The sequence below is a fragment of the Georgenia subflava genome, from assembly GCF_009193155.1.
GTDB classification, from domain to species: Bacteria; Actinomycetota; Actinomycetes; order Actinomycetales; family Actinomycetaceae; genus Georgenia; species Georgenia subflava.
In genome coordinates this window covers 47280-60311 of record NZ_VUKD01000008.1, presented here as the reverse complement: position 1 = coordinate 60311, position 13032 = coordinate 47280, and the positions used below count along the sequence as shown (strand labels likewise).

The following is a 13032-nucleotide window of genomic DNA, read 5'->3' as shown; positions in this document are numbered from 1 at the left end:
TCCGTCGAGACCGCTCGCCGAATCCGGGGGGAGGCCCGTCGTGGTTCGCGAGCCGCGTCGACCCCCGCTGCTGTCAGTGGCATCCGAGAACCCCTCGCCCGAACTTTCCGGTTGCATTTGCCACCGATGCGTCACGAAAAGACTAGACCGGCGGCCCGCCCGGCGGTGGGGATTCGCGGGAGAACCCGGACGCCATCCCCGACGTGCCGCGAGCGGAGCGCACGGCCGCACGGACGCCGCGACGTGCTCTCCTCGCGGTCTCAGTAGGCGGCGACCGAGACCGCGGCGTAGTGGCACGCCCAGCCGATGACCGTGCCGACGTGGAAGATCTCGTGGAAGCCGAACCAGCGCGGGCTCGGGTTCGGCCACTTGGTGCCGTACGCGACGGCGCCGAGGCTGTACGCCAGCCCGCCACCGGCGACCAACCAGAACACGGCCGGCCCGCCGGCGGTCCAGAACTGCGGGAGGAAGCCGACCGCGACCCAGCCGAGCGCCACGTAGATGGGGACGTACACCCAGCGCGGAGCGTTGAGCCACACCATCCGGGCGAGGATGCCCAGGATCGCGCCGGCCCAGACCACCAGCAGCAGCACGGTCGCCGTCGACCGTTCCAGCAGGAGCACCGCCAGCGGGGTGTAGGTCCCGGCGATCAGCAGAAAGATGTTGGAGTGGTCCAGGCGTCGCAGCGCGGCCGTCACGCGCGGTGACCAGGTCCCGCGGTGGTAGACGGCCGAGCACCCGAAGAGGACCACGGCCGTGACGGCGAAGACCGCAGTCGACCACCGGGCGGCGGACGTCGGGGAGAGGGCGACGAGCACGATGCCCGCGACGAGCGCGAGCGGTGCGGTGCCGGCGTGCAGCCAGCCACGGAGGCGCGGCTTCACGGCGGCCGCCAAGGTGTCGTCCTGGCCCTGTGGGCTGGCGTTCGGCGGGTCTGCCATGGCGGGCTCCGTGACGTGGGTCGTGCGGTATGGGGAGGGTGGACGACGGCAGCCGGGCAACCCGAACCTACGCTACCGTAGGTTGGGCGGTCGCAGCGCGGCGCCCGGCGACGGCGGTAGCCTCGCCCCAGCAGTGTGGCGGGCGGTGCCTGCCGGACCATGGCGGCGTGGGCACCGCCGTACCGAGAGGAGTGAGCCGGGGGACATGCGATCGCCGGAGCTGCTGTACCAGCTGTACGAGCGGCGTCTGGTCGCCGGCCTCGACCGCGAGCGCGTCCCACGGCACGTCGGTGTGATCCTCGACGGCAACCGTCGTTGGGCACGGGCCGTCGGCACGCCGACCGTGCACGGGCACCGTCGCGGTGCGGACAAGATCACCGAGCTCCTGCACTGGTCGGAGGAGGCCGGCGTCGAGGTCGTGACACTGTGGATGCTCTCGACGGACAACCTCAAGCGGGACGCCGGCGAGGTGGCCGACCTCCTCGACATCATCGCCAAGGCCGTGGAGACCCTCGCCGACTCCGGCCGTTGGTCCCTGCGGGTCGTGGGCTCGCTCGACCTGCTCCCGGACGCCATCGCCGATCGGCTCCGCGCGGCGCAGGCCCGCAGCGAGAGCGTCCCCGGGATGCAGGTCAACGTCGCCATCGGCTACGGCGGGCGCGACGAGATCGCCGACGCCGTACGGTCCCTGCTCCGTGAGCGCGGCGCCGCGGGGCAGAGCCTCCAGGACGTCGCCGCGGCCCTGAGCGTCGACGACATCGCCGACCACCTCTACACCAAGGGCCAGCCCGACCCGGACCTCGTGATCCGCACCTCGGGGGAGCAGCGCCTGGGCGGCTTCCTGCTGTGGCAGTCGGTGCACAGCGAGTACTACTTCTGCGAGGCATACTGGCCCGACTTCCGGCGCGTGGACTTCCTGCGGGCCCTGCGCGACTACGCCCAGCGCGAGCGCCGCCTCGGACGCTGACGCTCGTGCGTCCGACGCAACGTGTCCGGCAGGGAGCGGCACGGTGAACATTCGGGGCGATGCCCGTAGCTGGCGTGTCGTGGGCCCCGAGCCGGGGCGGCGGCCCTAGCGTCACGTGTGACGGGCGGCACACCCGCCGCCCTCCGGGAGGTCAGCCCATGCAGCAGCCAGCTGCGGACGGGAGGGGCCGCCGGTCCCTCTCGGGGCCGGCCCACCGCCCCACCACCGCCGGGTCGTGCGCGCCGCGCACGGCGTGGCGGAGCAGCTGACACGGCGCCACGGCGCCGGAGGGAGCCCTCGTGAGCATCGACCGCACCATCAGCGCACAGCCCACCGCCGTCGAGCAGGCAGCCGGGCCCGGTGCCGCCGTCGACGTCGCGGCCGTGCTCGGCGTCGCCGAGCCGACCGGCACCGCGCTGCGCACCTACGTGCTCGACACGTCCGTGCTGCTCTCCGACCCGCGCGCGGTCCTGCGCTTCGCCGAGCACGACGTCGTCCTGCCGGTGGTGGTCATCACCGAGCTCGAGGCCAAGCGCCACCACTCCGAGCTCGGCTACTTCGCGCGTTCCGCGCTGCGGCTGCTCGACGACCTGCGCATCAAGCACGGCCGCCTCGACGACGCCGTCCCGGTGGGCGACGACGGCGGCACCGTGCGGGTCGAGCTCAACCACTCCAACGAGCAGGTGCTGCCATCGGGTCTGCGCCTCGGCGACAACGACTCCCGCATCCTCGCCGTCGCGGCGAACCTCGCCGCCGAGGGGCACGCGGTCACCGTCGTCTCCAAGGACCTGCCCATGCGGGTCAAGGCGTCCGCCGTGGGCCTGCACGCCGAGGAGTACCGCTTCCAGCAGGTGGTGGACTCCGGCTACACCGGCATGACGACGGCGGAGCTCACCGAGTCGGAGATGGCGCAGCTCTGGGAGGACGGGCACGTCGTCGTCGGCGACCTCGCGACGCCCGGCGACCTGGCCACGGCTCCCGGGCACACCGGGGTGGTGCTGCACTCGCCGCGCGGCTCGGCGCTCGCCCGGACCGCGGCGGACGGGACCCTGCAGCTGGTGCGCGGCGACCGGGAGGTCTTCGGCGTGCGAGGCCGCAGCGCCGAGCAGCGCATCGCCATCGACCACCTCCTCAACCCCGACGTCGGCATCGTCTCCCTCGGCGGTCGGGCGGGCACGGGGAAGTCCGCGCTGGCGCTGTGCGCGGGTCTGGAGGCGGTCATGGAGCGCCGCGAGCACCGCAAGGTCCTCGTGTTCCGGCCCCTCTACGCCGTCGGCGGCCAGGAGCTGGGCTACCTCCCGGGCGACCAGGGCGAGAAGATGAACCCCTGGGCCGAGGCGGTCTACGACACCCTCGGCGCGCTCGTCAGCCCCGAGGTCCTCGACGAGGTCATCGCCCGCGGGATGCTCGAGGTGCTCCCGCTGACCCACATCCGCGGCCGGTCCCTGCACGACGCGTTCGTGATCGTGGACGAGGCGCAGTCGCTGGAGCGCAACGTGCTGCTGACGGTGCTCTCGCGCATCGGGCAGAACTCCAAGGTGGTGCTGACCCACGACGTCGCCCAGCGCGACAACCTGCGGGTCGGCCGGCACGACGGCGTGGCGGCGGTCGTCGAGGCGCTCAAGGGCAAGGAGCTCTTCGCCCACGTCACGCTCACGCGGTCCGAGCGCTCCGCCGTCTCCGCCCTGGTGACCGAGCTGCTGGAGGGCATCGAGCTCTGACACCGGCCGACGCTGCCGCGGCCGGCGGCGAGGTGACATGCTCGGGCGGTGCCTGACCTCTCCGCACTCGCCTGGGCCCTTCTCGCCGTCGGCGCGCTGCTCGTCGGCCTCAGCAAGACCGCACTGCCCGGTGCGGCCACCATCTCGGTGGCCCTGTTCGCGGCTGTCCTGCCGGCCAGGGAGTCCACCGGTGCGCTGCTCGTCCTGCTGATCCTCGGGGACCTGTTCGCCGTCCGGATCTACCGGGCGCACGCCGACTGGCCGACGCTGCGCCGGCTCGTGCCGACGGTCCTCGCCGGCGTTCTCGTGGGGACGGCGTTCCTCGCGCTCGTCGGCGACGAGGGCGTGCGCCGCACGATCGGCCTCATCCTCCTGGTTCTCGTCGCGGTGACGCTGGTGCGTGCGCGGTGGGGGCGGAGCCCCCGACAGCATCGCGGCAGCGGTGAGGGCGGCACGGCCGGCAGCGGCGCGGACGACGTCCTGGCGACCGGCGGCACGGACGGCTCTGGGGTCGGCAACAGCTCTGTCGGCGAGAGCGGGGTCGGCAGCAAGAGCGACGACGGCGGCGCGGATCCGCGCCGGTGGGGCCGACGCCTGGAGACCGGCACGTACGGCGTGCTCGGCGGCTTCACCACGATGGTCGCGAACGCGGGCGGGCCGGTGATGTCGCTGTACTTCCTGGCCTCACGGTTCTCCATGAAGCAGTTCCTGGGCACCGCAGCCTGGTTCTTCCTCGCGGTGAACCTGGCCAAGACCCCGTTCTCGGTGGGCCTCGGACTGATCGACGGACAGTCCCTGCTGACGGACCTCGTCCTGGCACCCGCCGTCGTCGTCGGCGCACTGGCGGGCCGGAGCCTCGCCAAGCACGTGAACCAGCGGCTGTTCGAGCGGCTGGTGCTCGTGCTGACGATCGTCTCGGCGGTCTACCTGCTCCTGCCGTGACCCGCCCGGGCAGCACCGAGCCGCCGACGAGGCGCGCTCAGATCTCGCCGATGTGGTCGACCAGGTGGGCGGTGCCGTCGGCGAGGGTGTACTCGACCCCGACGATGGCGGTGCGGCCCTCGGCCACCGCCGTGGCGAGCGACCTGGAGTAGTCGCGCAGCATCTGGACGGTGGCACGCACGTGCTCGCGGCGCAGCTCGTCGTCGTCGGGCAGCTGCAGGGTCCGGGACTCGGGCCCCGCCCCGGCGTCGCGCGGCGCTCCGGCGTCGTCCGCCAGCTCGGCGTGGGTGAGCAGCGAGGGGATGACCCGGTCGACGACGGCGCGCACGAAGCTGGTGGGCATCCGGCCGGTGAGCAGGGCCTGGGCCGCCGCGCCCACCGCGCCGCAGTGGTCGTGCCCCAGCACGACGACGAGCGGGGCGTTCAGGAGGTCCACGCCGTACTCGATCGAACCGATCACGGTGGTGTCCACGACGTGCCCGGCGGTGCGCACCACGAAGAGGTCGCCGAGCCCCTGGTCGAAGATGATCTCGGCGGCGACCCGGGAGTCGGAGCAGCCGAAGAGCACGGCGTAGGGGTGCTGCTCGCGGGCGAGCGCCGAACGGGACGCGGCACCCTGCGACGGGTGCTCCATGGCGTCTGCGACGAAGCGGGCGTTGCCCTCCTGCAGCCTGCGCCAGGCCTCGGCCGGGGTGATCGGGACGGACGGGGACGGTGGGGCGCTGGAGGTGCTCATCCGGACATCTTGCACCCGCGCCTGGTGCTCGCGCGTCGGCGGCCCGGAGTGCGGCAGCCGCTGCCGCCCGGCGGCCCGCGTCGTCGGCCCGGGGTGCGGCGGCGCCCGGCCACGGCGGCCCTACGTCGTCGGCCCGGGGGCGTCGGCGCCTGGCCACGGCGACCCTCCGTCGTCGGCCGGGGGTGCGAGACGCAGCCTCGGCGCGACGGTCCTGCGTCGTCCGCCCGAGGTCGTGAGCCGGCCTTCCGGATGCGGACCGGCCGCAGCCGGTGTTCCCTGGGTCCACCACGGTCGTGGAGGACCGGGGACCTGCAAGCCGAGGAGGGCCACGTGCGACGACGTCGTCTGGTGGGCGCGGCAGCGGTGCTGGGCATGACCACCGCCGTGCTCGCGGCCTGCGCCGATGACTCCGGTCCGCCGGTGCTCACCTGGTACATCAATCCCGACGACGGCGGGCAGGAGGAGATCGCCGGGCTGTGCACCGAGGCGGCCGGTGGCGAGTACACGATCGAGACGTCCCTCCTCCCGCGTGACGCGGCGTCTCAGCGCGAGCAGCTCGCGCGCCGGCTGGCCGCCTCCGACGACTCCATCGACATCATGAGCCTCGACCCGCCCTTCATCCCCGAGCTGGCCGAGCCGGGGTTCCTGGCCCCGGTTCCCGAGGATCTGCAGACCACCGACGGGATCGTCCAGGGCGCCGTCGAGTCCGCGACCTGGGAGGACGAGCTCGTCACCGTCCCGTTCTGGGCCAACACCCAGCTGCTGTGGTACCGCGAGTCCGTGGTCGAGGCCGCCGGGCTCGACATGAGCCAGCCCGTGACCTGGGACCAGGTCATCGAGGCCGCAGAGAGCCAGGAGAAGCTTCTCGGCGTCCAGGGGGCGCGCGCCGAGTCGCTCACGGTGTGGATCAACGCGCTGGTGGCATCCGCCGGCGGGGAGATCGTCGTCAACCCTGACGCGGCGGCCGACGAGGTCGAGCTGGGCCTGGAGTCGGAGGCCGGCCGGAGCGCGGCTGAGATCATCGGCTACATCGGGCAGGAGGGGCTCGGCGGCGCCGGGCTGCCGACGGCGGACGAGAACGCCTCGATGAACCTCTTCCAGGGCGAGCGGGGCTCGTTCATGGTCAACTGGCCGTTCGTGTGGCCGGCGATGTCCGAGGCGAACCCCGAGGTCATCGAGGACCTGGGCTGGACCATCTACCCACGGGTCGACGAGGGCACCGAGGCTGCGCCCCCGGTCGGTGGGATCAACCTCGGCGTCGGCGCCTTCAGCGAGCATCCGGACCTGGCGTACGACGCCGTCGCGTGCATCGTCCAGCCCGAGCACCAGGCGGAGTACTTCGTCACCAACGGCAACCCGCCGTCGTCGATCGAGGCGTACGACGATCCGAGCGTGCAGGAGCAGTTCCCGATGGCCGACACCATCCGCGACTCTCTCGACCAGGGCGTCCCTCGGCCCCAGACCCCGTACTACAACGAGGTCTCGCTCGGTCTGCAGGAGACCTGGCACCCGCCGCGCTCGGTCGAGCCGGAGAGCACGCCGGCGCAGTCCGCCGACTTCATCATCGCGGTCCTGCGAGGGGAGAGGTTGCTATGAGCTCCCAGATTCCGGCCGGCGGGCCGGCGGCCGGTCGTCGGCCGGACGAGGAGGCGTCGGGGCGGCCCGAGCCCGGGCGGCCTGCGGGGCGCTCGGAGCGTCGCCCCGCGGCCACGGGGCGACGGTCGGACCGGTCGCGCTCCGAGGCGAGGCTCGGCTGGTACCTCGCCGGCCCGGCGTTCGTGATCATGCTCGCCGTGACGCTCTACCCCATCCTGCAGGCGATCTACGACTCGCTGTTCAGCCTGCGGCTCACCGCGCCGGACGACACCGAGTTCATCGGGTTCGCGAACTACGGCGTCGTGCTCGGCGACCCGGCGTTCTGGCAGAGCCTGCGGGTGACCCTGTTCATCACGGTGGTCACCGTGCTGATCGAGCTGGTGCTCGGCTTCGCCCTGGCCATGGTCATGCACCGCGCGGCCACCCGGCTGCGCGGCCTCGTGCGCACCGCGATCCTGGTGCCCTACGGCATCATCACCGTGGTCTCCGCGTTCGCCTGGTTCTATGCCTTCGACATCAACTCCGGCGGGTACATCAACAACTGGTTCGACTGGGTGCCGGGAATCGAGCCGAACCTGAACTGGTTCGCGGCCCAGGGGACGTCGCTGTTCGTCATCATCGCCTCGGAGGTGTGGAAGACCACGCCGTTCATCTCCCTGCTGCTGCTCTCCGGCCTGGCTCAGGTGCCGGGCGAGCTCGAGGAGGCCGCCAAGGTCGACGGCGCCACGACCTGGCAGGTGCTGCGCAAGGTGATCCTGCCGAACATGAAGGCGGCGATCATGGTGGCGGTCCTCTTCCGGGCGCTGGAGGCGTTCCGGATATTCGACAACGTCTACATCATGACGGCAGGCGCCAACAACACCCAGGTCCTCTCGCTGCTCGCGTACGACACCTCGATCGGACGGCTGGAGATCGGGCTCGGCTCGGCGATCTCGGTCCTGCTGTTCCTGTGCGTGCTGATCATCAGCTTCATCGCGATCAAGGGCTTCAAGGTGGACCTGGCCGGCACGAGAGGAGAGAAGTGATGGGTGGGATGACGACCAAGCAGAAGGTCGGGTGGCTCGCGATCACGCTGCTCGTGCTCGTGTGGTCACTCTTCCCGGTCTTCTCCATCCTCATGACGTCGTTCAAGACGCAGTCCGGTCTCTTCTCCGGCACCCTGCTGCCGCCGGAGTGGACGCTGGAGAACTACGAGTCCATCCTCGCGCCGGGCGGCAGCGCCCAGGACCTCTTCCTGCCCTCGCTGCGCAACTCGATCGGCATCTCCCTCATCGCCACGCTCATCGCGGTCGTGCTGGCGACCTTCTGCGCCTACGCCATCGCCCGGCTGGACTTCCGCGGCAAGAGGCTGATCCTCACCACCGCGCTCGCCGTCTCGGTGTTCCCGGTGGTCTCCATCGTCACGCCGCTGTTCAACCTCTGGCGGATCATCGGCCTCTACGACACCTGGCTCGGCCTGATCATCCCGTACCTCTCGCTGACGCTGCCGATCTCGATCTGGACCCTCGCGGCGTTCTTCCGGCAGATCCCCTGGGAGCTCGAGCAGGCGGCCCAGGTCGACGGCGCGACGCCGTTCCAGGCCTTCCGCAAGGCCGTCGTCCCGCTGGCGGCCCCCGGTGTCTTCACGACGGCGATCATCGCCTTCTTCATCGCCTGGAACGACTTCGTCTACGGCATCTCGCTGACGTCCACCAGCGCTGCCCGGCCGGTACCCGCGGCGTTGTCCTTCTTCACCGGCGCCTCCCAGTTCCAGGAGCCCACCGGCGCGATCTCCGCCGCCGCCATCGTGGTGACGGTGCCGGTGGTGATCGTCGTCCTGCTGTTCCAGCGGCGCATCGTCTCTGGCCTGACCCAGGGTGCCGTCAAGGGCTGACGTCCCGATACTCAAGGAGCAAACATGGCTGCCATCACCTTGGACAACGTGGTCAAGACCTACCCGGACGGCTTCATGGCGGTCAAGGGCGTGGATCTGGAGATCGCCGACGGCGAGTTCGTGATCCTCGTCGGCCCCTCCGGCTGCGGGAAGTCCACCCTGCTGCGGATGATTGTGGGCCTGGAGGACATCACCTCCGGCGAGCTCCGCATCGATGACCAGGTCGTCAACGACAAGGCGCCGCGCGACCGCAACCTGGCCATGGTGTTCCAGAACTACGCGCTGTACCCGCACCTGAGCGTCTACGAGAACATCGCCTTCCCGCTGCGCCTGACCAAGGGCCAGTTCAGCGACGAGGAGATCGACGAGCGCGTCCGGAAGGCCTCGAGCCTGCTCGAGCTGGACGAGCACCTCGAGCGCAAGCCGGCCAACCTCTCCGGCGGTCAGCGCCAGCGTGTGGCGATGGGCCGGGCGATCGTGCGCCAGGCTCAGGCATTCCTCTTCGACGAGCCGCTGTCCAACCTCGACGCGAAGCTGCGCGGCCAGATGCGTACGGAGATCGCCCGCCTCCAGCGCAACCTCGCCACCACCACCGTCTACGTGACCCACGACCAGACCGAGGCGATGACCCTGGGGGACCGGGTGGCGGTGCTGCGGCGGGGCGAGCTCCAGCAGGTCGCGAGCCCACGGGGGCTGTACGACCAGCCGCTCAACCTCTTCGTCGCCGGCTTCATGGGGTCTCCGCCGATGAACTTCCTGCCCGGGATCGTCGACGGCGACACGCTGCGTCTCCCGGTGGCCGGGGTGCCCCTGGACGAGCGTCTCCGCGCCGCCGTCGGGGACCGCGAGGTCGTCATCGTCGGCATCCGTCCGGACTCCTTCGAGGACGCCGACACGCTCTCGGCCGAGAAGCTCGACGCAGGCGTCCGCTTCGAGGCCGACGTCGACGTCACCGAGTGGCTCGGCGAGGTGTTCTACGCCTACGTCCCCTTCGAGACCCACGAGGCAGTGCGGGAGAAGCTGGACGAGCTGGACCGCGACCTGGACGGTGAGGGGATGCGCCCTCAGCTGGTGGTGGCGCTGGAGGCGATGAGCAGGATCCGGGCCGGTGACACGGCCGAGCTGTGGTTCGACCCGGCGTCGCTGCACATCTTCGACCCCGAGGGTGGCACCAACCTCACGCGTGACGAGGACAGGGCGCAGCAGCTCGAGGAGGAGGCCCGGGAGCAGCGTCGCCGGGCCCTCGAACGGGCGAGGAAACGGTCGGAGCGGGCCGAGGCGCGGGCGGGCGTGGACAGCTGAGCGAGGTCATAGGTCACGTACCGCTGGACGGAGGTCACGGGCCTCTGGACGGCGGTGGCGCCGTCGCGCTGGACGGCGGTGGCGCCGTCGCTGATCCCTTCCGGCTGTTCGTGGTGACCAGCGACGCCCTTGGGTGGCCGGTCGCGGTGCTGAGGTGTCAGTCCGTGGTGAGCTCGGCGCGGGTGGGCGGGTTGGCGCCCTCGCGGGAGACGGTGATCGCCGCGATGGTGCTTGCCCGGTCCAGCACGCCCTGGAGCGTGCCGGCGTCGATCTCACGCAGGGCCTGGCGACGGTCTGCGCCGAGCAGTCCGGCGGACCAGAGGCCGTCGAGGATCCCCGCCATGAAGGAGTCGCCGGCGCCGACGGTGTCCACGACCTCGACCTCGCGGGCCGCCGCGGTGAGCTCGGTCCCGTCGGCCGCCGCGGCCCACGCACCCTGCGCGCCGCGGGTGACGACGACGAGCGCGGGGCCGGTCCGCAACCACTCGCGGGCCACGTCGAGCGGCTCGGCCCCGGGGACGAGCCAGGCCAGGTCCTCGTCGGAGACCTTCACGACGTCTGCGCGGGCGACGAGCCCCTCGACGACGCCGCGGGTCTGCTCGGCCTCGCCCATCAGCGGTGGGCGCACGTTGGGGTCGTAGGAGATGGTGGCGCTGCCGCGGTACTTCTCGACGGCGGCCGTGACGGTCTGCGCACCGGGCTCGAGGACCGCGGCGATCGACCCGGTGTGGAGGATGCGCGGCTGGGAGGTCGGCTCCGGCGTCGGCGGCGCCCACTCGAGGTCGAAGTCGTAGGTGGCGCCACCGGCGTCGTCGAGGCGGGCGCGAGCCGTGGAGGTCCTGCCCGCGCGGGCGGAGGCGGCCGAGAGCCGCACGTTCTCCAGCTCCAGGTGCGAGCGCAGGAGCGAGCCGTGCGGGTCCGCGCCGAACCAGCTCACGAGCTCGACGTCCCGGCCGAGGCGGGCGAGCCCGACGGCGACGTTCGCCGGCGAGCCGCCGGGGTGCTCGGCCGGCTCTTCGCCCGGACGTTCGACGATGTCCACCAGCGCCTCGCCGACCACGAGGGCGGAGCCGGCGGTCGCCGCGTCGTCGGGCAGGCCCTGCGTGGCTCCCCAGGCCTCGCTCGTCGGCGGCTTGGCCCCGTCGCCGAGGGTCGGGTCGTCGCTCGGGCGGCGGAACGGGTCGTGCTGGGCGGGTGCCTTGGCGGAGCGGACGGTGGGCTCGGTTCCGCCGGGGGCGTTGCCCGCCTGCCCGGGCGGGACGGCGCCGTCGGGCTCGACGGGGCCGCGGGCGGCGTCGCGGGTGCTCATGCGTTCTCCTCTGCGGGGAGGGCTGCGGCGGCGTCGTCGAGGGCGGCCTCGCGGTCGGCGCCTGCCCCCTCTGCGCCGTTGGCGGAGGCCGGGACGCCCGCCGCGCGGGCCTCGGTGCCGTCCCGCGCGGCGTCGAGGCGCTCGCGGGCACCGTCGAGCCACGTCTGGCAGCGGGCCGCCAGCGCCTCGCCGCGCTCCCAGAGACCCAGGGCGTCCTCGAGGGAGGTGGAGCCGGCCTCGAGGTGGCGGACCACCTCGACCAGCTCGTCGCGGGCCTGCTCGTAGCTGAGGGTCGACACGTCGGGACGGTCGGTCGTGTTCTGGCTCACCTCGTCAGTCTCCCAGAGCCCTCAGAGTTCCGCAGCGACGGACTCCGCGGAGGTGGCCGTGACCTCCACGCCCAGACGTCCCGACGCCAGCAGCGCCTCCAGCCGGTCGCCGGCGGTGACCTCCTCGGCGGCGCGCACGACCTGCCCGTCGCGGGTGCGGAGCACCGAGTAGCCACGGGCCAGCGTCGCGGCGGGGGAGAGGGCGACGAGGCGACCGTGCAGGGTCGCGAGCTCGCCGCTCGCCCGCTCGGTCCGCCACGAGAAGGACTGCCGGGCGGCGGTGCGGAGCCGCAGCAGCTCCTCCTCGCGCAGGTCGACCAGGGCGTGCGGGTCCGCCAGGACGGGGCGGGAGCGGAGGGAGTCGAGGCGGTGCTGCTCGTGGCGGAGCCGGCCGGTGACCGCGAGGTGCATCCGTTGGCGTGCCTGGCTCAGGCCACGTCGCTGCTCGGCGACGTCGGGCACGATGCGCTTGCCGGCGTCGGTAGGTGTCGAGGCGCGGTGGTCGGCGACGAGGTCGAGCAGCGGGCTGTCGGTCTCGTGGCCGATGGCGGACACCAGCGGGGTGCGGCAGGCGGCGGCCGCCCGGACCAGGGTCTCGTTGGAGAAGGGCAGCAGGTCCTCCACCGAGCCGCCGCCGCGCGCGACGACGATGACCTCCACGGCCGGGTCGGCGTCCAGCTCGGCGATCGCCGCGGTGACCTCGGTGACGGCGTTCGCGCCCTGCACGGCCACCTCGCGGATCTCGAAGCGCAGCGCGGGCCAGCGCGCCTGGGCGTTGACCACGACGTCGTGCTCGGCCTTCGACTCACGCCCGCACACCAGTCCCACCGTGCGCGGCAGGAACGGCAGCGGGACCTTGCGGTCCGCGTCGAAGAGGCCCTCGGCGGCGAGCACCCGCTTGAGGTGCTCGATCCGGGCGAGGAGCTCACCCACCCCGACCGGCCGGAGCTGGTCGGCCTGGAGCTGCAGCGTGCCGCGCTTGGGCCAGAACGTCGGCTTCGCGTGGACGACGACGTGCGCCCCCTCGGACAGCGGCGTCGGTACGGCCGCGAGGACCCGTGCCTGCACGGTCACCGGCAGCGACATGTCGGCGTCGGTGTCGCGCAGGGTGAGGAAGGCGAGGCTCGCGCCGGGGCGGCGGTTGAGCTGCACCACCTGCCCCTCGACCCACAGCGGGGACATGCGGTTGACGTACTCGGTGATCTTCGACGATAGCAGCCGCAGCGGCCACGGGTTCTCGGCGGTGGTCTCGAGCGCGCGTGCGGCCAGCTGCCGCGGGGCTGGCGCGTGGTGGTCGCTGCTCACGGTGCCCACGT

General features: G+C 72.4%; 12 protein-coding genes. 7 read left to right on the top strand and 5 right to left on the bottom strand.

The genetic code is table 11. From position 1 onward, the window contains the following. Positions 1-260 precede the first annotated feature (260 nt). Positions 261-941 carry a PAQR family membrane homeostasis protein TrhA gene (trhA, locus tag GD748_RS18840; RefSeq protein ID WP_152196780.1) on the bottom strand — a complete coding sequence of 227 codons (681 nt, stop codon included), beginning with the start codon at positions 939-941 and terminating at the stop codon, positions 261-263. Positions 942-1146: 205 nt separating this feature from the next. On the opposite strand from trhA, the gene GD748_RS18835 reads away from it, so the two are divergent. The 3 genes from GD748_RS18835 (at position 1147) to GD748_RS18825 (ending at position 4571) form a co-directional block, all read left to right on the top strand. Further along, on the top strand, positions 1147-1908 hold the full coding sequence (locus GD748_RS18835) for an isoprenyl transferase (RefSeq protein ID WP_152196779.1): 762 nt from the start codon (positions 1147-1149) through the stop codon (positions 1906-1908). A 383-nt stretch (positions 1909-2291) separates the two neighbouring features. Continuing rightward, positions 2292-3629: a PhoH family protein gene (locus tag GD748_RS18830; RefSeq protein ID WP_152196834.1), complete on the top strand. Its 1338-nt coding sequence runs from the start codon at positions 2292-2294 to the stop codon at positions 3627-3629. Between the two features lie 96 nt (positions 3630-3725). Then, the gene (locus GD748_RS18825) at positions 3726-4571 is read left to right on the top strand and encodes a sulfite exporter TauE/SafE family protein (protein ID WP_152816115.1); all 846 of its coding nucleotides are present in this window, start codon (positions 3726-3728) and stop codon (positions 4569-4571) included. A gap of 37 nt (positions 4572-4608) precedes the next feature. Here the strand turns inward: GD748_RS18825 and GD748_RS18820 are convergent, their stop codons facing one another. After that, complete coding sequence (locus tag GD748_RS18820; RefSeq protein WP_152196777.1) at positions 4609-5307, bottom strand: carbonic anhydrase; 699 nt, start codon at positions 5305-5307, stop codon at positions 4609-4611. A 372-nt stretch (positions 5308-5679) separates the two neighbouring features. Between GD748_RS18820 and GD748_RS18815 the strand changes: the two genes are divergently transcribed. Genes GD748_RS18815 through GD748_RS18800 form a run of 4 tightly spaced genes read left to right on the top strand, consistent with a single transcriptional unit; the run spans position 5680 to position 10078 of the window. Continuing rightward, positions 5680-6903, top strand: a complete 1224-nt coding sequence (locus GD748_RS18815) for an extracellular solute-binding protein (RefSeq protein ID WP_152196833.1) — start codon at positions 5680-5682, stop codon at positions 6901-6903. Next, complete coding sequence (locus GD748_RS18810) at positions 6900-7928, top strand: carbohydrate ABC transporter permease (RefSeq protein WP_152196776.1); 1029 nt, start codon at positions 6900-6902, stop codon at positions 7926-7928. The genes GD748_RS18815 and GD748_RS18810 overlap by 4 nt, the downstream gene beginning before the upstream one ends. An 8-nt stretch (positions 7929-7936) precedes the next feature. Beyond that, the gene (locus GD748_RS18805) at positions 7937-8776 is read left to right on the top strand and encodes a carbohydrate ABC transporter permease (protein WP_152196775.1); all 840 of its coding nucleotides are present in this window, start codon (positions 7937-7939) and stop codon (positions 8774-8776) included. A 24-nt stretch (positions 8777-8800) separates the two neighbouring features. Next, positions 8801-10078, top strand: a complete 1278-nt coding sequence (locus tag GD748_RS18800; protein ID WP_152196774.1) for an ABC transporter ATP-binding protein — start codon at positions 8801-8803, stop codon at positions 10076-10078. 157 nt (positions 10079-10235) lie between these two features. On the opposite strand, the gene GD748_RS18795 is transcribed toward GD748_RS18800, so the two are convergent. The 3 genes from GD748_RS18795 to xseA are packed head-to-tail and all read right to left on the bottom strand — an operon-like array spanning position 10236 to position 13030. Then, the gene (locus GD748_RS18795) at positions 10236-11387 is read right to left on the bottom strand and encodes a carbohydrate kinase family protein (RefSeq protein WP_152196773.1); all 1152 of its coding nucleotides are present in this window, start codon (positions 11385-11387) and stop codon (positions 10236-10238) included. Further along, entirely contained in the window at positions 11384-11716 is a 333-nt protein-coding gene (locus tag GD748_RS18790; RefSeq protein WP_152196772.1) for an exodeoxyribonuclease VII small subunit, read from the bottom strand. The genes GD748_RS18795 and GD748_RS18790 overlap by 4 nt, the downstream gene beginning before the upstream one ends. A gap of 21 nt (positions 11717-11737) precedes the next feature. Beyond that, on the bottom strand, positions 11738-13030 hold the full coding sequence (gene xseA / locus GD748_RS18785) for an exodeoxyribonuclease VII large subunit (protein WP_152196771.1): 1293 nt from the start codon (positions 13028-13030) through the stop codon (positions 11738-11740). Positions 13031-13032 lie beyond the last annotated feature (2 nt).